Source organism: Paenarthrobacter aurescens (assembly GCF_041549525.1).
GTDB lineage: Bacteria > Actinomycetota > Actinomycetes > Actinomycetales > Micrococcaceae > Arthrobacter > Arthrobacter aurescens.
The window spans coordinates 3,036,035-3,060,106 of sequence record NZ_CP157456.1 but is presented as its reverse complement, the minus strand read 5'-3'; the positions used below and the strand labels follow the sequence as shown (position 1 = coordinate 3,060,106).

General features: G+C 62.7%; 26 protein-coding genes. 14 read left to right on the top strand and 12 right to left on the bottom strand.

Going from position 1 to position 24,072, the window contains the following annotated elements; translation table 11 throughout:
• Position 1 precedes the first annotated feature (1 nt).
• The gene (locus tag ABI796_RS14190) at positions 2-1,027 is read right to left on the bottom strand and encodes an ABC transporter substrate-binding protein (protein WP_141281709.1); all 1,026 of its coding nucleotides are present in this window, start codon (positions 1,025-1,027) and stop codon (positions 2-4) included.
• Between the two features lie 378 nt (positions 1,028-1,405).
• Here ABI796_RS14190 and ABI796_RS14185 point away from each other — a divergent pair, with 378 nt between their 5' ends.
• From ABI796_RS14185 to ABI796_RS14155, 7 genes are all read left to right on the top strand, one after another.
• Positions 1,406-2,269, top strand: coding sequence for an HpcH/HpaI aldolase/citrate lyase family protein (locus ABI796_RS14185; protein ID WP_141281707.1), 864 nt, complete (start codon positions 1,406-1,408; stop codon positions 2,267-2,269).
• Between the two features lie 40 nt (positions 2,270-2,309).
• On the top strand, positions 2,310-3,230 hold the full coding sequence (locus tag ABI796_RS14180; RefSeq protein WP_141281902.1) for a DUF2797 domain-containing protein: 921 nt from the start codon (positions 2,310-2,312) through the stop codon (positions 3,228-3,230).
• A 118-nt stretch (positions 3,231-3,348) separates the two neighbouring features.
• A complete protein-coding gene (locus ABI796_RS14175) occupies positions 3,349-3,573 on the top strand; it encodes a DUF3188 domain-containing protein (RefSeq protein WP_141281705.1) in 225 nt (74 codons plus the stop codon).
• A gap of 57 nt (positions 3,574-3,630) precedes the next feature.
• Positions 3,631-4,080: a MaoC family dehydratase N-terminal domain-containing protein gene (locus ABI796_RS14170; protein ID WP_141281703.1), complete on the top strand. Its 450-nt coding sequence runs from the start codon at positions 3,631-3,633 to the stop codon at positions 4,078-4,080.
• A gap of 2 nt (positions 4,081-4,082) precedes the next feature.
• Entirely contained in the window at positions 4,083-4,520 is a 438-nt protein-coding gene (locus ABI796_RS14165) for a MaoC family dehydratase (protein ID WP_141281702.1), read from the top strand.
• A gap of 53 nt (positions 4,521-4,573) precedes the next feature.
• A complete protein-coding gene (locus ABI796_RS14160) occupies positions 4,574-5,869 on the top strand; it encodes a sugar MFS transporter (protein WP_174754474.1) in 1,296 nt (431 codons plus the stop codon).
• A 9-nt stretch (positions 5,870-5,878) separates the two neighbouring features.
• Positions 5,879-6,946 (top strand): UDP-N-acetylmuramate dehydrogenase, encoded by a 1,068-nt coding sequence (locus tag ABI796_RS14155; protein WP_141281699.1) that lies wholly within the window; start codon positions 5,879-5,881, stop codon positions 6,944-6,946.
• Positions 6,947-6,952: 6 nt separating this feature from the next.
• Here ABI796_RS14155 and ABI796_RS14150 read toward each other — a convergent pair whose 3' ends face one another.
• Positions 6,953-7,432, bottom strand: a complete 480-nt coding sequence (locus tag ABI796_RS14150) for a hypothetical protein (protein ID WP_141281697.1) — start codon at positions 7,430-7,432, stop codon at positions 6,953-6,955.
• An 85-nt stretch (positions 7,433-7,517) separates the two neighbouring features.
• On the opposite strand from ABI796_RS14150, the gene ABI796_RS14145 reads away from it, so the two are divergent.
• The gene (locus ABI796_RS14145; RefSeq protein ID WP_141281695.1) at positions 7,518-8,648 is read left to right on the top strand and encodes a winged helix DNA-binding domain-containing protein; all 1,131 of its coding nucleotides are present in this window, start codon (positions 7,518-7,520) and stop codon (positions 8,646-8,648) included.
• Positions 8,649-8,720: 72 nt separating this feature from the next.
• Positions 8,721-9,719 (top strand): hypothetical protein, encoded by a 999-nt coding sequence (locus ABI796_RS14140; protein ID WP_141281693.1) that lies wholly within the window; start codon positions 8,721-8,723, stop codon positions 9,717-9,719.
• Positions 9,720-9,745: 26 nt separating this feature from the next.
• On the opposite strand, the gene asd is transcribed toward ABI796_RS14140, so the two are convergent.
• The 10 genes from asd to ABI796_RS14090 all read right to left on the bottom strand — a co-directional run bounded on the left by asd (position 9,746) and on the right by ABI796_RS14090 (position 20,016).
• Positions 9,746-10,888, bottom strand: coding sequence for an aspartate-semialdehyde dehydrogenase (asd, locus tag ABI796_RS14135; protein WP_141281690.1), 1,143 nt, complete (start codon positions 10,886-10,888; stop codon positions 9,746-9,748).
• A 112-nt stretch (positions 10,889-11,000) separates the two neighbouring features.
• Positions 11,001-11,225 carry an NF038396 family protein gene (locus ABI796_RS14130; RefSeq protein ID WP_141281688.1) on the bottom strand — a complete coding sequence of 75 codons (225 nt, stop codon included), beginning with the start codon at positions 11,223-11,225 and terminating at the stop codon, positions 11,001-11,003.
• A gap of 2 nt (positions 11,226-11,227) precedes the next feature.
• Positions 11,228-11,845: a dihydrofolate reductase gene (locus tag ABI796_RS14125; protein ID WP_141281686.1), complete on the bottom strand. Its 618-nt coding sequence runs from the start codon at positions 11,843-11,845 to the stop codon at positions 11,228-11,230.
• On the bottom strand, positions 11,842-12,603 hold the full coding sequence (locus ABI796_RS14120; RefSeq protein ID WP_246095685.1) for a thymidylate synthase: 762 nt from the start codon (positions 12,601-12,603) through the stop codon (positions 11,842-11,844). The genes ABI796_RS14125 and ABI796_RS14120 overlap by 4 nt, the downstream gene beginning before the upstream one ends.
• Before the next feature lie 35 nt (positions 12,604-12,638).
• Positions 12,639-13,028, bottom strand: a complete 390-nt coding sequence (locus tag ABI796_RS14115) for a GntR family transcriptional regulator (protein ID WP_141281682.1) — start codon at positions 13,026-13,028, stop codon at positions 12,639-12,641.
• Positions 13,025-14,680 (bottom strand): hypothetical protein, encoded by a 1,656-nt coding sequence (locus ABI796_RS14110; protein WP_141281680.1) that lies wholly within the window; start codon positions 14,678-14,680, stop codon positions 13,025-13,027. Before ABI796_RS14110 ends, ABI796_RS14115 begins: the two co-directional genes overlap by 4 nt.
• A gap of 66 nt (positions 14,681-14,746) precedes the next feature.
• Positions 14,747-15,715, bottom strand: a complete 969-nt coding sequence (locus ABI796_RS14105; protein WP_141281678.1) for an NUDIX hydrolase — start codon at positions 15,713-15,715, stop codon at positions 14,747-14,749.
• 8 nt (positions 15,716-15,723) lie between these two features.
• Positions 15,724-17,973, bottom strand: coding sequence for an RNA degradosome polyphosphate kinase (locus ABI796_RS14100; RefSeq protein ID WP_141281675.1), 2,250 nt, complete (start codon positions 17,971-17,973; stop codon positions 15,724-15,726).
• Between the two features lie 103 nt (positions 17,974-18,076).
• The gene (gene mshD, locus ABI796_RS14095; RefSeq protein ID WP_141281673.1) at positions 18,077-19,048 is read right to left on the bottom strand and encodes a mycothiol synthase; all 972 of its coding nucleotides are present in this window, start codon (positions 19,046-19,048) and stop codon (positions 18,077-18,079) included.
• A gap of 269 nt (positions 19,049-19,317) precedes the next feature.
• On the bottom strand, positions 19,318-20,016 hold the full coding sequence (locus tag ABI796_RS14090; RefSeq protein ID WP_141281671.1) for a response regulator transcription factor: 699 nt from the start codon (positions 20,014-20,016) through the stop codon (positions 19,318-19,320).
• Positions 20,017-20,276: 260 nt separating this feature from the next.
• Between ABI796_RS14090 and ABI796_RS14085 the strand changes: the two genes are divergently transcribed.
• The 5 genes from ABI796_RS14085 (at position 20,277) to ABI796_RS14065 (ending at position 24,063) form a co-directional block, all read left to right on the top strand.
• Positions 20,277-21,011: a permease gene (locus ABI796_RS14085; RefSeq protein ID WP_141281669.1), complete on the top strand. Its 735-nt coding sequence runs from the start codon at positions 20,277-20,279 to the stop codon at positions 21,009-21,011.
• Positions 21,012-21,177: 166 nt separating this feature from the next.
• Positions 21,178-21,777, top strand: a complete 600-nt coding sequence (locus ABI796_RS14080; RefSeq protein ID WP_105690105.1) for an FABP family protein — start codon at positions 21,178-21,180, stop codon at positions 21,775-21,777.
• Between the two features lie 49 nt (positions 21,778-21,826).
• Entirely contained in the window at positions 21,827-22,549 is a 723-nt protein-coding gene (locus ABI796_RS14075) for a flavodoxin family protein (protein ID WP_141281667.1), read from the top strand.
• A gap of 39 nt (positions 22,550-22,588) precedes the next feature.
• A complete protein-coding gene (locus tag ABI796_RS14070) occupies positions 22,589-23,674 on the top strand; it encodes a folate-binding protein YgfZ (RefSeq protein WP_141281665.1) in 1,086 nt (361 codons plus the stop codon).
• On the top strand, positions 23,671-24,063 hold the full coding sequence (locus ABI796_RS14065; RefSeq protein WP_141281663.1) for an ankyrin repeat domain-containing protein: 393 nt from the start codon (positions 23,671-23,673) through the stop codon (positions 24,061-24,063). The genes ABI796_RS14070 and ABI796_RS14065 overlap by 4 nt, the downstream gene beginning before the upstream one ends.
• Positions 24,064-24,072: the final 9 nt, after the last annotated feature.

Genomic DNA, 24,072 nt, shown 5'->3' with positions numbered 1-24,072 from the left:
GCTATCCCTTCGCTGCAGCGAGCTCGTTGAACTCGTTCGTGTAGTACTTGGACGGGGTGAGCTTGTCCTTGACGATGCCCGCTGAACTGAGCCAGGCCTCCCAACGGGTGAAATCCTCGTCCTTGATCACTCCTGCGTCCGGGACTCCCGGGCTCTTCCAGAACTTCAGGTTGGCCGTGCTCTCGTTGCGTCCGCGGCTTTCGATGATTTTGGTGAAGCGGGCAATGACTTCCTCACGGGGTGTTTCCGCAGCCCACTTAATGGCCTTGGCAACACCGGTGGTGAACGTGCGGGTGGTGTTCGGGTTCTTCTCGATGAAGTCATTGCGGAGCACAATCTGTCCGCCGGCAAAGGTTCCGAACAGTTCCACATCGCTGAACAGCGATCTCAGTCCACCGGCCTCAATGGCCCGGTCCTGCAGCACCCCGCCCAGTGTCCCGGCATCCACCTGGCCGCGACGGATGGCTTCCTCAGTGTCGTTCGGTGCCAGCGGAACCAACTGGACCTGCTTGATCTCGTCCTGGCTGAGGCCGTTCTTGGTCAACCAGGTGTTGATGACGGCTTCGTGGTGCGCGCCGAGCGTGTTCACCGCGATCTTCTTGCCGATCAGATCCCTGGGTTCTTTGATGGAGCTGTCAGCTTTGACGTAGTAGCCGCTGAACGTCTTCTCATCAGAGCCGTAGTAGTTGGTGACGGCCTTGACCGGTGCGCCGGCTTCAATGAGCTTGACCACCGCACCGGAGAAGGCACCGCCCACGTCCGTTTGGTTGGTTGCTGCCGACTGGATGTCCTGGGGGCCGCTGGTGGTGTTTCCCACCCAGTTCAACTTCAGGTCCCCGAGGTATCCCAGGTCCGCGGCAAGTTCAGGAAAGGTGACGTTGTTGGCCGAGCCCTGGTACCGGAGCTCTTTCACTTCGGTGCCGGCCGGGCCGCCCTGTCCGGCTTCAGCTGCACCGCCGCAGCCGGACACCGTCAGCGCTAGTACGACGGCGGCCGCGACGCTCAGCAGGGGCAGGTGCAGTTTCATGGGAGCTACTTTCGATGGGTTGCAATGTGTTGGGTGGCCGGCAGGGGCATCTGTTGGGATGTCCGTGCAACGGCTTGGGAACGATGTAAGCCCATCCCGACGCCGGGTGGAAAGTGCTGCGGTAACGCCCGGAAACGCTGCGAAACAGCCCGAAACGGGAGGAAATCCGGGGCCATTCCCGGCAACCCGGGGACACAAAGACGCCGTGTTGAGCCCTGTGAACAACAGCTACAGGCGAGCCGGATATGACTGGCGCGTACCGGCGTCGGGCGTTCATACTGCCGGACCCCACAGTCATATGGGGTTTAGTTCGTATTGATCCTCACAACGGAGCGCAATTCTTCGCTGTGCGGGCTGCAGGGCGGATACGGTAGATACATGACGTCTAGCATCGCCGCCGAATCAGTTCGGCCTACCCGCAATATTCCCGCCGACATCGCCCGCTCATGGCTCCTTGTGAATGCCATGAAAACGGAGCTTTTTGACGAATCCGCGGGTTCACGGGCAGACGCCATCATCCTTGATATTGAAGACGCCGTTGACCCGTCCCAGAAGGACATGGCCCGCGAGAACGTGGTCAACTGGCTCACTGCCGGCGGCAAGGCGTGGGTCCGTATCAATGACGCCACCAGCAAGTTCTGGGCGGACGACCTCGCTGGCCTCCGCGGCACCCCGGGCCTGCTGGGCGTCATGCTCGCCAAGACCGAGTCCGCTGACCAAGTCACTGAGTCCTACCACCGCATGGACGGCAAGACTCCCGTTGTTGCTCTCGTCGAGTCCGCTCTGGGCATCGAGGAAGCCAACCACATCGCGCGTGCGCAGGGCGCTTTCCGCCTTGCGTTCGGTTCCGGCGATTTCCGCCGCGACACCGGCATGGCGGCCACCCCGGAGGCCATGGCCTACCCCCGCGCCAAGCTGGTTGTCGCCAGCCGCGTTGGTAACCTCCCGGGCCCCATCGACGGTCCCACCGTGGGCACCAACCACCCCATCCTGCGCGAGCAGACGGGCATCACGGTGACCATGGGCATGACCGGCAAGCTGTGCCTGGCAATCGATCAGACCACCGTGATCAACGAGGTCATCAGCCCCACACCGTCGGACGTTGCCTGGGCCACGGACTTCATGAGCGACTTCGAAGCCAACGGCCGCGTGATCCGCGATGGCTCGGACCTTCCGCGTTTGGGCCGTGCTGAGAAGATCATGAAGCTCGCAGTGGCCTTCGGAGTCCAGCCCTCCCTGTAGGCATGCTGGTCAGGTGAAGATGCACGCTGGTCAGGTAGGGATGCTTGTCCACGGAGTCTCGTGGGATTCCCCTTCCCCTTCGCTTCGGCTGTTCACGCCGGATGCTGAGTTCCTTGATGTTGCGTTGGCCCTGGGCTCAGCCCTGGGCCTGCGTGTTATCCCCGGTGTGTGGTGCCTCGGACACACGAAGGTCCACGGGCCTGGGGATCGTACGCATATTCCCTGCCCCGGGTCTTCACCTGCCGAGCGTGGAAAGCAGTGCGGGGCCTGCTTTGCCCGGGACGACTCCCGGCTGATGCACGACTTCCACCGTGGCACATCAGTTCCTGCAGGCCTGCGTGCTTACCTGATGCAGCCCCACTGGCTTTATGTGGCCACCTTTGCCAACTGTGCCACCAAAGTGGGGACGGCCTCGGCCCCGCGGAAATGGAACCGGCTTGCTGAACAGGGCGCTGTTCATGCCTCCTATGTTGCGCACGCCGAAGATGGCCGCGTTGTTCGTGTCCTGGAGGACATGGTCACTTGCGAGCTCGGCCTGGTTCAACAAGTCCGTTCCGCGTCCAAGGCAGCGGGCCTCGTGGAGCCGCGTGCCGCCGTCGAACTCCTGGCTTTGAACCGTCAGCATGCCGGCCGGGTGCGCGAGCTGCTCGGTGGCTTGGCCATGACCGGCTATGCCGTTGTTGAGGAAGAGTGGGACCGGCCGGCTTTGGCGGAGCGGCTCTGTGGTGCCGGTGCCGAGGGGAGTCGCCGCCATCCTTACCCGGCAACGTTCGACGGCGGCGGGCACGGTTTGCGGATCCGCTCACTGTCCGGGGCGATCACCTTGGCCGGCCTCCCTGACGCAACAGGAAACGACGTCGAGGGCAGCTTCGTGGCAGACCTTGGCGCGTTGAAGGGCCGCAAGATCGAGTTCGGCCCCCACACAACCGTGATCCCCGCGCTGCAGGACTCCCTCTTCTGACGTTGTGGGCTTTTCTCACGTTGCGGGCTCCTCTAACGTTGTGAGGCCTGCTTTGCTGGCAATTCCCGGGTTTGAGGGCGCAAAGCGGGCCCCGCAACGCACCCCGTAGACTGGAACGGTGCTGGAACAATTTTGGGCTACTGCCCCCACGTCGTACAAAGTGCTGGTTTTCAGCGCCATGGGGTTGATCGCCATCGGGCTGGTCCTGTCCATTGTGGGCAACACCTCCGGGAACCAGGGCCTGGCCATGGCTTCGCTGCCAGTCATCGGTGCCGGCCTGCTGCTTCACGTCACTGGACTGGTGGTGCGGGGCCAGAAGATCCGCAAGAGCTACAAGAAGTAACGTCTTCACCCGGGCCCCTCGCTGCATCCGGGCTCCCGGGGCCGATAGGGTTGGTGCATGAGTATCAATCCGGACCTGCAGGGCCGAAGCTACCCTGCCGCAGAGGTATACGACGTCGGTCGTGAAAAGATCCGCGAATTCGCCCACGCTGTAAAAGCCAGCAACCCGGCGCATTTCGATGTTGAAGCAGCCAAGGCGCTGGGGCACAGCGACCTCGTTGCCCCGCCAACGTTCGCCATCATCGTCGCCCAGCGTGCCGACGCCCAGTTGGTTCAGGATCCGGAGTCGGGCATCGACTTCTCGCGGGTGGTCCACGCTGACCAGCGTTTCACGCACCACCGTGCAATCGTGGCCGGCGACCGCCTTGTTGCCGAGCTGCACGTCGACGGCGTCCGCGCCATGGGCGGGGGAGCCATGATCACCACCCGCTCCGAAATTTCCACTGAAGAGGGCGAAAAGGTGGCCACCACAACTTCGTCCATCCTGGTCCGCGGAGAGGGACAGTAACCATGAGCCCTGCATTCGAAGAACTGACGGTCGGCCAGGAAATCGGCACCCGCAGCATTGATGTCACCCGCCAGGACCTGGTCAAGTACGCCGGAGCATCGGGAGACTTCAACCCGATCCACTGGAACGAGGCTTTCGCCACCTCCGTGGAACTTCCCGGGGTCATCGCCCACGGCATGTTCACCATGGGCGCGGCCGTGCAGCTGGTGAGCGACTGGGCCGGCGACCCCGCCGCCGTCGTTGATTACCAGACCCGCTTCACCAAGCCCGTCCTGGTTACGGACACCACCGGTACCGATCAGCCCGGCGCTGTTATTGACGTCACCGGTGTTGTAGGAGCGCTCGACGCCGATGCCCGCACCGCGCGCATCGACCTCACCGTCGTGGCGGGCGGCCAGAAGGTCCTCATGAAGTCACAGGCAGTTGTGAAGGTCTCTTGAACCAAGCGAACACCAGCCAAGACCGCAGCAAACCGCGCGCCACATCGACAGACATGTCGCGGTGGCGCGCCGCTGTTCTTGCCTCCTACGGCGCCAGTGGCATCGCCTTCGCCACGTGGGTTTCCCGCTTGCCCGCCATCCGCGACGGCCTGAACCTCACGCCGGGTGGCATCGGCCTCTTGCTCATGTGCATGACGGTTGCCTCCTTCATCTCGATCTCGGCCTCGGGCCTGATTGTGCTGCGGCTTGGCCCCAAACTGACCACCAGGATCGGCAGCAGCATGGTGGGTGCAGGCCTGGTCACGGTGGGTGTTGGTACCTCCCTGATGGCCAATCCATTGGTGGTGGCCGCAGGTCTGGTGATCCTGGGCCTGGGTACGGCCAGTTGGAACACTGCATCCAACGTGGAAGGTGCCTCGCTCGAGCGCGGGTTGGAACGGCACATCATGCCTCACCTGCACGGGGCCTTCAGTTTGGGAACTGTGGCCGCTGCCGGCTTTGGGGCCTGGGCGGCTGCCATCCACATGCCGGTGTTCTGGCATTTCCTGATCTCGGGCGTGGTTGTGACGTCCTCGGTGGTTACCGCCACCTTCTGGTTCCGCGCTGAGAAAACCGCTGCCGCTACGCAGAGCTACCGTGCGCGGGAAACCGATACGTTCCAGGATCCGTCCACAGGTCCGCTTCCTATCATCACCACCGACTCGGCCGGCGCCCAGGCGGACTCATCCAAAGCTGCCGCTCCGTTGGACAACAAGCGCCTGGTGGCTCTTGCCTGGCGCGACCGGCGGACCCTGTTGATCGGCGTACTGGTCCTCGGCCTGGCACTGGCCGAAGGAGCCGCGGGGGACTGGGTAGCGCTGGCACTAGCTGACGGCTACGGCCAGTCCGATGCTGCAGGTGCTGTGGGCTACGGGTTGTTCGTGACGTTCATGACCATCGGCCGCTTCGCAGGAACGGTCATCCTTGACCGCTTTGGGCGTGTGGTGGTGATGCGCTGGTGCTCGGCCACCGCCGTCGTGGGCCTTTCGCTTTTTGTGTTCTCTCCGGTTCCGTGGCTTGCGTTCGTGGCGTTGGCGGTGTGGGGGCTGGGCGCTTCGCTGGGGTTCCCCGTAGGAATGTCCGCAGCCGCCGATGATCCGGTTCATGCCGCGGCCCGGGTATCGGTGGTGTCCACCATTGGTTACGGTGCTTTCCTGTGCGGCCCTCCGCTGCTTGGCCTGTTGGCTGAACACTTCGGAATCCTGCATTCCCTCCTGGCCCCTTTGGTGTTGCTGGTGGTCAGCTTCTTCCTGGCACCGCTGGCCGGCCGGAAAACGGTGGAGTCGGCACAGCCCAACGAAGCCCGTTAGGCTTGATTGGTGACCCAAACGCTGCTTTCCGAACTGACCACTGCTGCTGTTGGCGGCCCCGCGGGTAACTATATTGAGGCCCGCACTGAGGCCGGGATCATTGACGCCGTCCGGTCTGCCGATGCAGCAGGAGAAAAACTCCTGATCATCGGCGGCGGATCCAACCTGCTGATCTCCGACGACGGCTACGCAGGGACCGTCCTGAAGATCGCCTCCGAGGGGTTCACCGTGAACTCGGAGGACAGCTGCGGAGGTGTGTCCGTAGTTGTGCAGGCAGGACACAACTGGGACGCACTGGTGGAATACGCGGTGCTTCACGCCTGGTCCGGACTGGAAGCGTTGTCCGGAATCCCGGGAGCCACCTGCGCAACCCCAGTGCAGAACGTGGGAGCCTACGGCGCGGACGTTTCCCAAACCATTGCAGCTGTGCGCACTTGGGACCGTGAACGCAACGCGGTGCAGACCTTCACCAACTCCGAGCTCAAATTCGGATACCGCGACTCCATCCTGAAGCAAACCACCGTTGAAGGCTCGCCGCGCTACGTGGTGCTCACTGTGGAGTTCCAGTTGCCGCTGGGACGAATGAGTGCCCCTATCCGGTATGCGGAACTGGCCCGTGTGCTGGGCGTGGAAGCCGGCAAGCGTGCTTACTCCAATGATGTGCGCAGGGAAGTCCTGAGGCTCCGCGCATCCAAGGGCATGGTCCTCGATGCTGCTGACAGGGATACCTATTCCACCGGATCATTTTTCACCAACCCGATAGTCCCCGCGGAGCTCGCCTCCGCCCTTCCGGAGAACGCGCCCAAGTACCCTGCAGGGGACAACGGCCTGGTGAAACTCTCCGCTGCCTGGCTGATTGATCAGGCGGGCTTCGGCAAGGGCTTCGGGTTGGAAGAATCCAGTGTGTCCGGTGGTCGGGCCTCCCTGTCCACCAAGCACACTCTTGCCATCACCAACAGGGGTTCAGCATCGGCTTCGGACATGGTGGCCATCGCGCGTGAGGTGCGTGCAGGCGTCGTCGAACGGTTTGGCATTGAACTGCACCCGGAACCGTTGCTGATCGGCGTGAAGTTATAGCCGAACTCAGCGCGTGCGCCGCTCCGCGATGGGCAGGACCTTGTTGAGCAGCAGGAACGTGAGCCCGCAACTGACGGCACCCAACAGGAAAATCTGGCTGAAGGCGATACTTTGCGGCGACGGTCCGCTGGGCATGAACAGCCCGGCCGTGGCGAATCCCACCAACCCCAGGAGCAGGACGATCGCTCCAAGGAGGAAGCTGCGGACCTGCGCTGCCGCTGCCGGGTAGAACCAGGTCTCGGGGGCGTCGTCGTCGCGGTCTGATACGGGCTGGGTGGCGGCGGCGGTTCCTATGAGGACTGCGGCGGCCGCGGTGGCCACCAGGCTGACCGACTGAACCGCCTGCATTGCGGGGGAGAGGCTCACACCCGTTCCAACTGCCACGATGAGCCCGGCGGCGAGCCCGGCGAGCGTGCAGAACCAGCCGGCGGTAGCCAACCACCGGCTCATCGGCCGCACGAACGGAGCAAGATCACCAAAAAGCATGAACCCATCCTAGGATCTGCTGCTGGGTGACGGCTGGGAGGCGCGGCAAGGTTCCCTGTACTGGCTGGTGCTTTTAGGATGAAGCATGCCTTCCCAGAGAGCCACTCTTACTCCGCGCATCATGGGACGGTTGCGGCTGGCCAGTCAGGGCCTGCTGGGCGGCGGCTTTGCTACCGTCGCTGATGCGGTCCGTTGGATGACCTGCATGCAGGCGCAGGACCTTGGTTCAGCGTTGTGGGCGGTGGGCCAGCGCGTGCCAGGGACTGCTGCTTCAGATGTCAGGGCAGCACTCGACGCCGGGACGGTGGTCCGCTCGTGGCCCATGCGGGGCACCCTTCACTTACTCGCCCCTGAAGATCTCCGCTGGATTCTGGGTATCACCGGTGAACGGTTGATGAAATCGGTAGCGGCACGCCACCGCGAGCTGGGCATCACGTCCGGGGACATCAGCCAATGCCGGGACATCGCTTTCAAAACTACAGAAGCACTCAAAGCAGGGGGCGCGCCGGGAGCAAGCCGCGAACAGCTGTTTCAGGCTTTCGAAGACGCGGGCCAAACCACCAAGGCCCAGCGTGGCATCCACCTGTTGGGAAGTCTTTGCCAGCGTGCTTGGCTGGTGCAAGGACCCATGGCGGGGAGCAACGGCAAAGTGGGTGTGCAACAACTGTTCGTGCCCTTTGACGAGTGGATTCCGGACTCTAGGGACCTGGACCGCGAGGAAGGGATTGCGGAGCTGCTGTTCCGCTATGTCCGCAGTCATGGCCCGGCAACCATCAGGGATTTTGCGTGGTGGAGCCAAGTGCCCCTCACCGAGGCCCGTGCCGCTCTCCATGCGGTGAAAGACCGTTTGGTTGAGCTGGAGTTCGGCAGCAGCAGCTACTGGCTCTCGCCGGAAACGGCAGCAATGCTCGACGACGCCGTCCCCGGCTCCCGCCCTATGCTGGCGCTCCCGGGGTTCGACGAATTCCTGCTCGGTTACCAGGACCGCGGCCTGGTGCTGGCTCCTGAGCACGCGGAACTGGTGGTGCCGGGTAAGAACGGGGTGTTCAAGAGGATTATGGTCTCCGGCGGCGAAGTGGTGGGAACGTGGGCCAGGACAGTGAACGGAAAGAGTGTGGGGGTTGCTCCGGAGCCGTTCGCGGGGGAGCTGGGCCCGGCCGCTGAACGGTCTTTCCAAGCCCAGGGCCGCGCCTACCTGAAGTTCATGGCCGCCTGAGCCCACAGTTCCGTGGTTGGCCCGCTATCGCGTTGTTGGGCAGCGACGTGTGTGCGGGGCAGGGACGTAAGCATGCAATCACAAAAACTCGATTCCCTGCTCACTGCCAAGTGGCCAAATGCCATCCTTGCCGTCACATCGGATCTCGCGGCGAATGGCTTGGGGGACCGTGAGCTGACAGCCGGTGCGCGCTCTGGAAAGCTCAAACGGCTAAGACGCGGAGTGTATGCCCGTACTGACGATTGGCGGCACCTCAAGCCATGGGAGCAGGACCTGCTGGGAATCCAAGCTCATCAGCTCAGCTCACGTTCCAGCGCCGCTTACAGCCACGTCAGTGCCGCACGACTCCATGGTTGCTCCACGTGGAATGGTGGGCCGCTGGTGCACATAACTACGCCGTTCTCACCTTCGCAAGCCAGTTCCGGAGAGGACGTGGTGGCGCATGGTGCTCTGCTGGCGAGTGCGGAGATCACCGAGGTCCTGGCTCCTTGGCGGCGACCCACCAAAATCACCAGTCTGGAGCGGACGGTTGTGGACTGTGCCCGGACGCTTGAATTTGAAAGCGCCCTGGTAATTGCGGACCAAGCGGTTCGGAAGGGAGCTGATCCGCTTCTCATGCGGGGCTATGTGGACACCGGCAGAGTGATCAGGGGCGCGCGCCGACTACGGCGGGTACTGGACGCCGTTGATGGCAGGTCCGAGTCCGTGGGGGAGACCCGGGCGCGTGCTCTGCTGACAAAGCTGGGAATAAAGGGAGCAGTGCCGCAACTGGAAGTTGATACGCCCAACGGACGCTACCGCGGAGACTTCGGCTGGCCGGACTCGAAGGTTATTCTCGAGTTCGATGGCCGGTCCAAGTATTTCGATTTCGCGCCCACTGATGAGGTGGTGTTCCAGGAACGGCGCCGCGAGAAGGCGCTAACGGCACTGGGGTGGAATGTGATCCGCATTGAGTGGGCTGACCTCAGCCGGCCGTGGGAGGTGGAACGCCGCCTGAAGGCCGCCTTGACCCGTCCGGAACGTCGAAAACCCGCTCTTCCGTCGCTGGGCAGCAACGGAAGAGCGGGTTGAAGACGAACTTAGCCGGATGGGCAGGACTAGAGCTTGCCCGTCACAATGTTCAGCATGCGGCGCAGCGGCTCGGCTGCACCCCACAGGAGCTGGTCTCCCACTGTGAAGGCGCTGATGTATTCCGGGCCCATTTCGAGCTTCCGGATGCGGCCCACGGGGATGTCCAGCGTGCCGGATGCTGCCACGGGGGTCAGGTCCGCCATGGAGGCTTCCTTGGTGTTGGGCACAACCTTGGCCCACTCGTTGTCCTTGGCCAGGAGGTTTTCGATTTCCGTCACGGACAGGTCTTCGCGCAGCTTGAGCGTGAGGGCCTGGGAGTGTGAACGCATGGCACCGATGCGGATGCACAGGCCGTCCATGGCAATGTGGTCCTTGCCCGCAGTGCCATTGCCGGTACCGAGGATTTTGTTGGTTTCCACGCCGGCTTTCCACTCTTCCTTGGACTGGCCGTTGCCGAGGTCGGCATCGATCCAGGGAATGAGGGAGCCTGCCAGCGGCACGCCGAACTGGGTGGCGTCAACGCCGGTGCGCTGTGCCGCGAGGACCTTATGGTCAATTTCGAGAATGGCCGACGCCGGGTCTTCCAGTTCGCTGCTGACCTCGTTGTTGAGGGTGCCGAACTGATTGAGGAGTTCACGCATGTGCCGCGCGCCACCACCGGAGGCAGCCTGGTAGGTCATGGAGGTGCCCCACTCCACCAGGTTGTTCTTGAAGAGGCCGCCGAGGCCCATCAGCATGCAGGAAACCGTGCAGTTGCCGCCGATGAAATCCTTCACGCCACCGGACAGGCCGGCATCAATGACATCGCGGTTGATGGGGTCCAGCACAATGATGGAATCGTCGTTCATCCGCAGGGTGGAGGCAGCATCGATCCACAGGCCGTCCCAGCCGCGGTTGCGGAGTTCGCCGTGGACCTGCTTGGTGTAGTCGCCACCCTGGGCGGTGACAATAATGGGCAGCTTGGCCAGCGTCTCAAGATCGAACGCATCCTCGAGCTTGCCACTCCCCTCAGCAAAGGACGGGGCGGCACCTCCTGCATTCGAGGTGGAGAAAAATACCGGGTTGATGTTGGCGAAGTCGTTCTCGTCCTGCATGCGCTGCATCAGGACGGAGCCGACCATGCCACGCCAACCGACCAGTCCAACGGACGGATTAGCTGCTGTAGTCATTGACCAAGTCTAAACTTTCGGAGCGAAGTGCCGCTGTTGGTTACGTCACGCATTCAACGCACCACAAACAGCACTCGCCCGGGGACGGATCCAGCCAGCTGTTCAAGCGGTTCTAGAGGGTGCCGGCGTCGTGTTCCTGGAGCAAGAGGGCCTTGCGCTTGCGCAGGGCGAAAAACGCACCGAAGGTAAACACCTGCGTGACCACGATCAGCACAATGATTCCCGCGATTTTGTTGCCGCCCAGGATCATGGTCAGTCCCACAATGGCGGAGATCAGGGCGAAGAGCGGCAGCAGCATATAGCCCAGCACGAACAGGGTTTCAGGTTTTTTCAGCATGCTTAGTCTTCCTGGCTTTTCTGGCTTGCGTTCCGGCGCCATGTGGTGAACCGGTAGTTGGTGCCGTTCTTGGCGGTGAGCCAGCCTTCGGATGGGGCTACGGCATCGAAGGTCCAGTCGTCACCGAGTTCGGGGGCGTAGGTATCGCCGTCCACATCGGCGTCAATGATGGTGATGACCGCCAGGTTGGCGATGCCCATGGACTGCTCAAAGATTTCTCCGCCACCGATGATCCATACTTTCTGGCCACCGGGTGCGAACTGCGATTCCAGCAGGGCCGCGTCAAGGGAGGAAACCACGACGGCGCCCTCGGCCTCGGGCGTGGAAGCCCACTCAGCGTTGCGGGTCACCACAATATTGGTGCGGCCCGGAAGCGGACGGTACTTTTCGGGGAATGAAAGCCACGTCTTGCGGCCCATGATGACGGGATGCCCGGTGGTGAGCTGGCTGAAGTGCTTCAGGTCCTCGGGCAGGTGCCACGGCATGGATCCGTCTTTGCCGATCACACCGGACTTGGTCTGTGCCCAGACCATGCCGATGCCCGTCATCCGGGCGGCGGTCTCCTGGGTAAAGATGACGCCGGGAAGCTGCGAGGGGGTCTCTGGAGTGGGGGTGTTCATACTGCGATCGGCGCCTTGATGGTGGGGTGGTGGCGGTAACCAACAACCTCGAAGTCATCCAGGGTGTAATCGAAAATCGAGTCCGGTTTACGCAGGATCTTCAACTGCGGGTACTCGTACGGCTCGCGGCTAAGCTGCTCGGCAACCTGGTCAACGTGGTTGTCGTATACATGGACATCCCCGCCCGTCCACACGAATTCACCCGGCTCAAGCCCAAGCTGCTGCGCCACCATGCGGGTCAGCAGGGCGTAGGAGGCAATGTTGAAGGGGACGCCCAGGAACGTGTCCGCGGAGCGCTGGTACAGCTGGCAGGAAAGCTTGCCGTCCGCCACGTAGAACTGGAAGAACGCATGGCACGGTGGCAACGCCATGTCCTTGAGCTCGGATACGTTCCACGCGGACACAATGTGGCGCCGGGAGTCGGGGTTGGCTGCCAGATTGGTCATGAGCTCGGAGATCTGGTCAATGTGTCCACCGTCGGGGGTGGGCCAGCTTCGCCACTGCACGCCGTACACGGGGCCCAGCTCGCCGTCGGCATCGGCCCACTCATCCCAGATGGTGACGCCCTGGTCCTGCATCCACTTCACGTTTGAGTCGCCGCGGAGGAACCACAGCAGTTCAACTGCCACGGATTTGAAATGGACCCGCTTGGTGGTGATCAGCGGGAAGCTCCCGGCGAGATCGAACCTCAACTGGCGGCCGAAAACGCTGCGCGTTCCGGTTCCGGTGCGGTCCGATTTGTGTGTGCCGTTGGCCATGACGTCGCGCAGGAGGTCTTCATAAGGTGTGGGGATCACGACTCAAGCTTACTGCTCAGCCTGCACCGCACCAGATCTATGAGAGTGTCGTCACGAATGCCGGCCGCCCGCGCCGTCCGGATCAAACCGTCGACGGCGTCCATCACCGCAGCCTCCCCGCTCGCCCCGCGCGGAGCGTCAGGCGGGCCAAGCACCACAGTCCCGTTTCGTCGTCGTGATTCAATCAATCCCTGCTGTTCGAGTTCCTTATAGGCGCGTGCCACCGTACCCGCCGCAATACCCAGGTCCGCGGCCAGGCTGCGGACCGTGGGCAGGCGGCTTCCGGGTTCCACCATGCCCACGGCTATGAGAGAGCTGAGTTGCCGGCGGATTTGTTCGTACGGTGGAACAGGATCGGCGAGGTCAACCGTGATCCCTGCAGTCATTGAGCCCGTCCCTCCAGGCTGGCGCGTTCACCCCGGGGGATGGTGCCCAACAGGCTGCGGACCGGTACCACCGCCACGATCACGGCAATGGCAGCCAAGACCATGCCCACGGTAACGGCCGGGCTGGGCGCCAAGGGATACACGCCGTCTCCTGGTGGAAATACGCTGTACCAGGCATCGCCGGTGATCATCAGCAGTGCCGCTGACTGGCCCAGGCAGTACGCTGCCAATGTCCTCACGATCCTGTAGAGGCTGATGGCCCTCAGCGCGGCGTCCAATCCGGACTCAGCTTCGCTTTCCGGGATACCACGACGGCGACGCACGGCAGTGACGGCAGCTGCACCTGCAGCGGCAACCAGCGCGGAGAGCAGGAGAGCCGCAGGCCATGTCCTGGGGGTGAAGGGCTGGGTCTCCGCGGCCACGGCGAAAGCCACGGCCACGGCGAGAATCGAGGCGCTTCCGATCGCGAAGGAGAGCAAGCCTCGCGAAACAGGTTGACGGGGCCAGCGGGCCGGGGCATGCGGCCGGCCGTAGTTTCGCGCCATCAGCAGCTCGCCGGCCGCAATAACAATGAGGAGGGCGGTAGCGGCAAGGGCTGTCACAAGGGGAAAAGCCCGCGGGTCCAGAGGGCTTGAAGCTGCGAGGATCACCGCTACACCCGCCACCACTGCAAGTCCGCCCACCAGGCCCAGTACTGTGCCGAGGGAGATGCTGAGTCGTACGGCTCCATGGGTGAGGGGGTCATTGCGTAGTGTTTTTGCGCTCGTGGCTTGCGAGGCTTTGAGGCTGGAGGGAAGTGCGGGAACCCGCCACCACCACATTGCTGCGAGAACTGCCATGTTGATGAGCGCCAGTACGTTGAACCAGGACGATTGCCACGCAGCACCGGGTGCCGGCTGAGATGCAAAGTTGCCGGCGATGGCAGCCAGGCCCGCAGCGATGGTTGAAACTGTTCGGAGCAAGCGGTTGGTGGCGATGGTCCGGAGCATCCGGTTGTCGTCGCCGTCGAGTGTTTCCAGCTGCCGGCGTCGGGCGATCAAGAGGAGCACCAACCAGGTACCCGCGGCCAGCAGCAAGAGGGCCCCACCGAGCCAAAGAGCCAGTTCGGTTCCCGGAATCCGGCCGTCCTGCCCGGGAAAGGGACCGGGGCCTGATGGTGCCGTGGGCTGCCCCGGGGGCGGCGGTGGTGCGGGCGGGACGGGCGTGTGTGCGGGCAGCGCTGCGATCCAAGCAACAGCCAACGCGGCGTATCCGAAAATCGCTGCCGTGGTCCAGGCCAGCTTGCGGGGCAGGAAGTCCCGGATTCTTCGGATCTTGAGCTCTGCGTATCGTCGTGGAGCCTTCGGCGCAGGGTAGCTGAGCTGACCAAGTGCATGGACGGTGAGGCTGGCCACGATCGGCCAAGCCAGTGCGTTGGCGATCTGGTCCGGAGTTACCGGCGCGTTCGATCCCATGGAGTTGGCACGGATGGTTCCGGCGCTCATGGCACCCTGCAGGGAACTGGCCATCCAGCCAATAATGCCCACCCACAGGCCATGCGAGGCGACGGCTTGGGCATCCGGCTTTGACCAGACCTGCATCCTCAGGAACAGATACACGATGATGGCACCGATTGCCGGTCCCAGGAAAAACACTGTTGGAAGAGCAACCACGTCAAGACCCCCACATCTTTTGTATCAATCTACTGATACAAAGATGTGGGGGTCAAACGTTTGGTCTCAGTCGTCGAACGGCTTGAGCTGCTCCACGGACACAATCTTCCGCTCGGATCCCCGCGCTACCTGGCACACGATCACTTCACCGGGAGTGAGGAAAGGATCCGTTGAGGGGAGCTGCGCGCGCAGTGCCTGTGGCATGTGCTGGCCCAGCTGCTTCAACGCCGTAGGCAAAGCCGGCCGATGCGTGCACACCGCGATCGGCAACTGCTTGTCGAACAATGCCTCAACCGCGGCGGCAGTCTTCTTGGGTGAGCGCTGATGGGTGTGCTCGGTAAGCGCCTCCACCAACTTCACTTTCGCTCCGCTGGCCTTTGCGTAGGGGGCAATGGTGGCAACGCAACGCGCCCAAGGGCTGGTGACAACCCGTTGTGGTTTCCACACCTCCAGCAGGCGCTGGACAGCAACTGCCTGCCTCTGGCCGGTGGCGGCCAAAGGGCGATCGCCCTCGGCCTTGGTCCACGAGGACCGCGGCTTCGCTTTGGCATGGCGGATCAGTATCAGCGGCCACGTATCCAGTTCACCGCGGACGTGCGCTTTTGCCAGATACTCCAGCGGCTCCGCATCCGTTGGGTTGCTCAGGAAGCTGGCTGCCCTCTCAGGACTGCACCACATGACGCTGTCCACTTCTTTGCCGTCGGGACGAAGCTGCGCCCCGTTGACCTTCACTGCCCAGTACCTGACCACCTTCAAACCGGCACTGACGTGGTAGTGGATGGCCGGAAGAGGTATGCCCAGCGGGGCCTGCAGGCCTATCTCTTCCCACACTTCACGGGCCGCGCACTCGGGAACGGTTTCCCCGGCGTCGAGCTTTCCTTTGGGCCATGACCAATCGTCGTAGCGGGGACGATGGATCAGCAGGACCTCAAGGGCGCCCTTGGTGACGCGCCATGGAATGGCGCCGGCGGCTACTACGGCCACCGGCTCGCCGGGGTGGTCTGTTTGATCCGCCACGGGAGTATCGCTGTTCAACTGTGTCCTTACCGCCGGGCCGCAGCGCGCTGGCGTGAGCGGGAAGCCAGGAGCCAGGACTGCATGTCCAGCAATGGCTTACCCTCGTCGTCCAAGTGGTGCCTGGTCCAATGTCCGCTGTTGTCCAAGTGCCAGCTGGCTGTTCCGTCGTCAACGTAGCGCCGCATCAGGTCCATGACCGTAGCTGTGTCTTCCTTGCTGGCCAGCTGAACCAAAGCTTCAACCCGGCGATCCAGGTTCCGATGCATCATGTCAGCGGAGCCGATGTACACCACGGGTTCGCCACCGTTGCCAAAGGCAAAGACGCGCGAGTGCTCAAGGAACCGGCCCAGCACGGACCGGACCGTGATGTTCTCGCTAAGACCCGGAACTCCCGGGCGCAGCGAGCAGATGCCGCGGACCACCACATCCACCTTCACACCCGCCTGCGAGGCGCGGTACAGGGCGTCAATGATGGCTTCGTCAACCATGGAATTGACCTTGATCTGCACCAATCCGGGAGCCCCGGCCCGGGCGTTCCGGATTTCGGCTTCGATCCTGTCCACCAAACCGGCGCGCACCGAGCGGGGCGCCACGAGCAACCTCTTGAACGTTGACTTGGGGGCGTAGCCGGAGAGCTGGTTGAACAATTTGGAGAGGTCCTCGCCCACTTGCTCGTTGGCGGTCAGCAAACCGAGGTCCTCGTAATAGCGTGCGGTGCGCGGATGGTAGTTACCCGTACCGATGTGGCAGTAGCGGCGCAGGCCGTCCACTTCCTGGCGAACCACCAGGGACAACTTGCAGTGGGTTTTCAGGCCAACAATGCCGTACACCACGTGGACACCGGCCTGCTCAAGCTTCCGCGCCCAGGAAATGTTGGCCTGCTCGTCAAAACGGGCCTTGATCTCCACAAGTGCCAGGACCTGCTTGCCTGCCTCTGCAGCGTCAATCAGGGCATCAACAATGGGCGAGTCGCCGGACGTCCGGTACAGGGTCTGCTTGATGGCCTGCACTTTGGGATCTGCTGCGGCCTGCTCCAGGAAGGCCTGAACAGAGGTGGAGAAGGAGTCATACGGGTGGTGAAGGAGGATGTCACGGCGGCGCATGGCCGCGAAGACGTTCGCCGCCTTGGACGTTTCAGACTCGTTGAGGTAGCGCGAGGTGTGCGGCACGTGCTTGGGGTAATGGAGGTCCGCCCGGTCGATGCCGCTGATTGCGGACAAGCCACGCAGATCCAACGGTGCAGGGACGGAGTAGACCTCGGACTCTTCAACACCAAGCTCGCGGATCAGCAATGCCTTGATGTTGGGGTTGATGTCCGTGGTCACTTCAAGGCGGACCGGCGGGCCAAAACGGCGCCGCAGGAGTTCCTTCTCCAGGGCCTGAAGGAGGTTCTCGGCGTCGTCCTCTTCCACTTCCAGGTCCTCGTTGCGGGTGACGCGGAAGGTGTGGTGCTCCAGGACTTCCATGCCCGGGAACAGCTTGTCCAAGTGGACAGCAATGACTTCTTCCAAGGCGATGAACCTGGCCACCCGGCCCGGGATGGCGCCCGCACGCGGTCCGTCCACGGAGATGAGGCGGGGCAGCTGGTCCGGCACCTTCACACGGGCGAAGAGTTCCTTGTCGCTGATCGGATTGCTGACGATCACCGCGAGGTTCAGGGACAGGCCTGAAATGTAGGGGAAGGGGTGCGCCGGGTCCACAGCCAGCGGCGTCAGGATGGGGAAAACCTTCTCCTGGAACATGATGCTGATCCGGTGGCGGGCATCCTCATCCAGTTCATGCCAATGCATGATGTGGATGTGCTCGTAGGCCAGGGCGGGACGGATCTGCTCAGCGAACACCCGTGCGTGCCGTTCCTGCAGCTTGTGGGCCTCTTCGCTGATCTGTTCCAGCACCTCAATGGGGCTCAGGCCCGCAGGGGAGGGGACGGCGAGCCCTGTGGCGATTCGCCGTTTGAGGCCAGCCACCCGAACCATGAAGAACTCGTCAAGGTTGGAGGCGAAGATGGACAGGAAGTTGACGCGCTCCAGCAGGAAAAGGTCAGGATCCTCGGCCAGTTCCAGCACCCGGGAGTTGAACGCAAGCCAGCTCAGTTCGCGGTCCAGGAACCGGTCCGGCGAGATGTCGCCTTCAGGCTCCAGGCTTGGGGCGAATTCCGGAATATCGATGCGGTCCTGGGTGGCTCGCGAGGCCGGCACTTCCGATGATCCGAAGCGTGGGGGCAGTGTTGCGCCCTTCGATGTGGATCCGGCGGTGCCGACGGGGTCCGGCTGCATGGGGTTCTCCTAAGCTCAGGACGGGGTTTCCTCCCACATTACAAGCAATTACGGCGCTCGAATCCAAGATGTCACGTGCTTTCGGGCAAGTGATCCCGTCAGGTTAATTTTTGGTTAAAGACCCATACATGACATCGGTGTCCCAGCGGACAAATCCGAGCTTCTGATATAGAGCTACTGCAGCCTCATTGTCCGCATCCACGTAGAGCATCACAGCATGCAGGCCTTGGCCCTGGAGGTGCTTGATGCCTGCCACGGTGAGTGCCTTGCCCAGCCCCAAGCCCTGCGCCTCGGGCGTGACGCCCACTACGTACACCTCACCGATCGCCGGGTGCGGGCCTTGCTGCGGGTGAACCTTGGTCCAGTGGAATCCCAGGAGTTCACCTTCGGCACCCACAGCCAACAGGAAGCCTTCGGGATCGAACCAATCTTCAGCCTTACGGGCCTCAAGGTCCGCCAGCGTCATGGAACCCTGTTCCGGGTGGTGGGAAAAAGCGGCCCTATTGGCTGACAGCCATGCTTGCTCATCCTGGCCCGGCACGAACGCGCGGAGCGAAACACCGTCCGGAAGTCCGGCGTCGGGCAGTTCCGCGGTTGAAGACATCAGCCGCATCTTCCACAGTTCACGCACCGGCCCATAACCGAACCGCGTGGCGAGCTCCGCGGCGGCCTCGTGGTTGCCGTGCGACCAAGCACTGAGTCCGTTCAGGCCCCGCTTGCCCTGCAGCGCGTCCAGCAGCCTTCCGGCTACGCCCTGGTTGCGGTAGGCGGGATGGACCGCCAGCTCCAGAACGCCGCTTCCGTCCTCACTTCCGACGACGACGGCGACGCCCGCCAGGTCTTCTGCGGTGGCCGGATCGGAATCTTCATCCGGGGCATACAGGATGAAGGACAAAAGAGAGTGGTCCCCGGCGTCAACGCCGCGCAGCATGACCAAGGTCTGCTCGGAGAACGGGGGATTCCCGTCCGACTCCCCGGCGGCAGCGGCCAGTGCCTTGACGTCCCTGAGGAGCTCGGCGTCCAAGGCGCCCTCGATGATCAGTACGGGCCAGTTTTCCGGGTGCGCGTGACTCATGATGCAAGGCTATACGTCCGGTGCAAGCGGCGTGATTTGTAATCCCCGGAAATCGCAGGTAGTCTCGTTATCTCGTTCGGCTTTGCGGTTTGTCCGTAAGTCAGCGCAGGGGGGATCCACCAGTGGGGTGGCCTCGATACGTTCGACCCGTATGTCCTCCACCAAGAAGCAAAGAAGGCCAGGATCCGTGTGGATCCTGGCCTTCTTTGTTCTGCCTGGGTTTTTTGTTCTGCTTGGGGTTTTTGCCCCGGCTTGCCCTGCAGGCAGGTTCAGGCTTCGGACAACTCCTCGTCCGTAAGGCGCACCAAGGTCAGCCGGTAGCCAACGTTTCGGACCGTGCTGATCAGGTTCTCGTGATCGACGCCGAGCTTGGCACGGAGCCGCCGGATGTGGACGTCCACGGTCCGCGTTCCTCCGTAGTAGTCATAGCCCCACACCTCGGTCAGCAACTGCTGGCGGGTGAACACCCGGCCCGGGTGCTGTGCCAGGTACTTCAGGAGTTCGAACTCCTTGAACGTCAGGTTGAGGGGCTGGCCGCTGACACGGGCGGTGTAGCTTGCCTCGTCAATCACGACGCCGGCCGCCCGGATTTCGGTCTGGGTTTCCTCTTCGCCGGGTACAGCGCGCGCCATGGCCAGCCTGATGCGGGCTTCGACCTCCGCGGGACCTGCAGAGTCCAGCACGATGTCATCGACGGCCCACGCTGATGAGACGGCTGCCATGCCGCCCTCAGTAAGAATCAGCATGAGCGGTGCGCTAAGGCCCGTGGCCTTCAGCAACTGGGTCAGTGAGCGGGCGCCCACCAGATCCTTGCGGGCATCCAGGAAGACGATGTCCGTGGGGTCTGTTTCCAGTAATGCGGTGGGTTCTGCCGGGAGGATGTGCACGCGGTGGTTCAGCAACTCCAAGGCAGGCAAAATGTCCACCGAAGAGCCGGTGCTGTTCGTTAGGAGCAGGATGTGCGACATAGTTCCTCCAATGGGCTGTACGCGCATCATCGGGCGTCGAAACCGGAGTCTCACCGGTCGGTCACAACGCATGGCCGGCCGTCCCCGTTGTAACGGGATCGCAGCAAACGCAGTGCGCTGTTGAAGTCTGAGTATACCCATCAGTGCCTTGGGACACATGGATTCGTGACGGGCCAGAGCAGGAATTACGACATATTGGGCCGGGTTAAGGCAGGATTGTCGAGAGGTCGTAAGGCACATCGGATTGAGGTCGGCACACAGTGAAGTCTTGGAGCATCGGGGTATTTGGACTCGTGGCGCTCGCAGCCATCGTGGCCAGCACCTTCGTTTCCCGGGAGGCCATGGTGGGTGCAGGCATCGCGGCATCCGCGGCGGTGGGGATCGGCTGGCCGCACTTCCTGGCAGTTCCGGCGAAGAAAACGTTGGCCGCGGTTATTGGACTTGCCGGTGCGGGCTCGGCTGTTGCTGCTGCCTACATGCCGGCGCCTGGGTTCCTTGACGGCACCCCGGCTTTTGTGGCGCTGGGCGTGATGGCCGTGTTCGTGGTCCAGCTGATCAGGGGCACAGGGCAGGCGCAGCGCCTGGAGTCAACCCTTGGCTGCTCTGCCGGAGTGTTGCTGAACTGCCTGGGCGCGGGGTGGATCGCCAGTGCGCGGTTCAATGGCGTCAAGGAAATGGTCCTCGTTGCCGGCCTTAGTGCGGCAGCCGCGCTGTTGGTGGGGATCATTCGCTGGCCAGACCGCATAGTGGCTCCGCTCGGAGTGGTGACGGCCGGACTCATGGGCCCCCTGGCAGGGCTGGTTTTCTCGGACATCGCCGTTCTTCCCGCAGCCTTGGTGGGCGTTGTGGTGGGATCAGTCCTGGTGTGCTTCCGCCGGATGACTACCCTCCGCCGGGGGCGGCTGAACATCCCGGCAGCGGTCGGAATGGGTGTGGCACCCGTTTGGGCTGTGGGGGCCATGGCTTACTTCATAGACAAACTACTCATCTACTAACGGTTAGGATTGCATCATGTCTGTTCTCGCATTTGAAATCTTCTTCCTCGTTCTCCTGGGCCTGGCCAGCGTAGCCATGGCGTGGTTTGCGGGTTTTGTTGTCTACCGCCTTTTCAAGGGCCAGAAGTAAACCTTCTGCCCCTGCAGCCCAACAGAGGTAATCGTTGTGCCTATTGAGATCCCTACAGATCTGACGCCTGAACTCGTTCCTCTTTCCTGGCTCATTGGTGAGTGGGAAGGACGCGGCCGGCTCGGCAGCGGAGACGAGGACTCGGAGCATTTCGTCCAGCATGTCTCCTTCACCCACAACGGTCTGCCGTACTTGCAGTACAGAGCCGAGACGTGGATCAGTGATGACGCCGGCGAGAAGTTGCGGCCCCTGACCGTTGAGACCGGGTTCTGGGCCTTGGAGCGAAAGCTGGAAGAGGGCGATGGCGGCCCCGGCCTGATTCCCGCTGACATTGTCCCGGTCCTGAAGACGGCTGACGAGGTCGAGGAGCGGCGTAACAAGGAGGGCGGGTTCGATATCTCGGTATCGATTTCCCACCCTGGTGGAATTACAGAGCTCTACTACGGCCAAATCAAGGGACCCCAGATCCAGCTGAGTACCGACATGGTGATGCGTGGAAGCCACTCCAAGGAGTACACGGCAGCTACGCGGATCTTTGGCCTGGTGGACGGCAACCTCCTGTGGCGTTGGGACGTCGCTGCCAGCGGCAAAGCCCTGGAGGCGCACGCTTCGGCTTTCCTCCACAAGGTCTCCTGAGCCGGGGTCTCACTGCACGTTCCACGCCCGCCAGCAGAAGGAGCCGAAAGTGAACACACACCTCAAACCGGAAGGCTATGAGGGCCTCAAGGCTGTCTTCTTCAATGGGACGCTGAAACCTTCGCCGCAGCTGAGCAACACCGATGGCCTCATCAGGATCAGCCGGGACATCATGGAGAAGCAGGGCGTCTCCACCCGGCTCATCCGGACCGTCGACCATGACATTGCCTCTGGTGTTTACCCGGACATGCGCGAGCACGGCTGGAAGACCGACGAATGGCCGGAAATCTACCCTGAAGTCCGCGATGCCCACATTGTGGTGATTGCCGGCCCCATCTGGTTGGGGGACAACTCCTCCATGACCAAGAAACTCATTGAACGGTTGTATGCCCATTCGGGCCAGCTGAACAGCAAGGGCCAGTGGGCGTTCTACCCCAAGGTGGGCGGTTGCCTCATCACCGGCAACGAGGACGGCATCAAGCACTGCTCCATGAACGTGCTGTACAGCCTCCAGCACATCGGCTTCACCATTCCTCCCCAGGCCGACGCCGGGTGGATCGGCCCGGTGGGCCCCGGACCCAGTTATCTTGATGAAGGATCAGGCGGTCCGGAGAGTGATTTTACTAACAGGAACGCCACTTTCATGACGTGGAACCTGCTCCACATGGCCAAACTCCTGCGCGATGCCGGGGGAATTCCTGCCTACGGCAATCTGCCGGAGGAATGGAAAGCGGGCACCCGATTCGATTTCGAAAACCCGGAATACCGCTGATACCGGAATACCGCTGAGCCGCGAGGACTTCTACTACATATGACTTACAAGAGCCCCCTGTTGTCGCGCCCTGGTGCCGTTGAAGATACCGGCCTCGACGCCGGCGTAGCGGCCCACTATGGTGAACCGTTGCGTGAGCAGCGCGCCTTGGCCGCGGGCACCGCCGTCGTTGATCTCTCGCATCGTGGCGTGGTGACCGTGGCCGGCCCTGATCGGCTCAGCTGGCTCAACACGCTCTCGTCCCAGCAACTGACCAACCTGCAGCCTGGTGTCGCCAGCGAACTTCTGTTGCTGAGCGTTCAGGGCAGGATTGAGTTCGATGCCCGCGTTATTGACGACGGCGGCACTACCTGGCTGATCGTGGAGGCGGCGGAGGCAGCTCCGCTGGCCGAGTGGTTGAACCGGATGAAGTTCATGCTCCGCGTGGAGATTCAGGACGTCTCCGGGCAATGGGCTGTGGTGGGTTCCACAAAGCCTGTGGACCAGCTTTCCGGTGGTTTGGTGTGGGAGGATCCGTGGCCGCGTGTCAGCCCCGGTGGTTATTCCTACAGCATCGTCCCTGAGGAATCGCATCCCGGGCTTGAGCGCCCATGGTTCGAGTACCTTGTTCCGGCCGCGGAACTGGAACAATCCGTGGAAGGCCTGCCCCTGGCCGGTGCCATGGCTGCTGACGCTTTGCGGATTGCCGCCTGGCGTCCACGTTTGGGAGCCGAGACTGATGAGAAGACCATCCCTCACGAACTTGATCTCCTGCGGACCTCGGTGCACCTGAACAAGGGTTGCTACAAGGGCCAGGAGACTATTGCACGCGTCCATAACCTCGGCCATCCTCCGCGGCGGCTCGTGTTCCTGCAGCTCGATGGCTCGCAACACACATTGCCTGCTGTTGGCAGCGTTGTATTTGCCGGGGAGCGCAAGGTGGGTACTCTGACATCGGTGGCGCAGCACTTCGAGATGGGCCCTGTTGCTTTGGCCGTGATCAAGCGGTCCATTTCGGCGGAGGAAACCCTGACGGTGATGGACGGCGAGGAGCCTTACATTGCAGCCCAGGAAGTGATCGTCGCCCCCGACGCCGGCCAGGTTGTCGGGCGCCAGACCGGATTCCTGAAGGGACCCCACCGATGAGCCAAGCTACAGGCCCCGACGACGAAACGTTGGCCCTGGCCCATGCCCTGTTCGACGCTGCCCGCGAGGGTGACACCGAGTTGCTGCGTGGCTACTTGAATGCAGGCGCTCCTGCCACACTCACCAACGCCGCCGGCGACTCCCTCCTGATGCTTGCGGCCTATCACGGCCACGAGGAAGCTGTGCAGCTCATCCTCCATCACGGTGCTGACGTCAATGCCGCCAACGACCGCGGTCAGACGCCGCTCGCCGGTGCCGTCTTCAAGGGCTACACAGGGGTTGCGCGGGTTCTGCTGGACGCCGGAGCGGATCCCGACGCCGGAACGCCCTCCGCGCGCGAGGCCGCCACGATGTTCGCCAGGTCAGAGATTCAGGCCCTGCTGGGCTAAGCAGCCAAA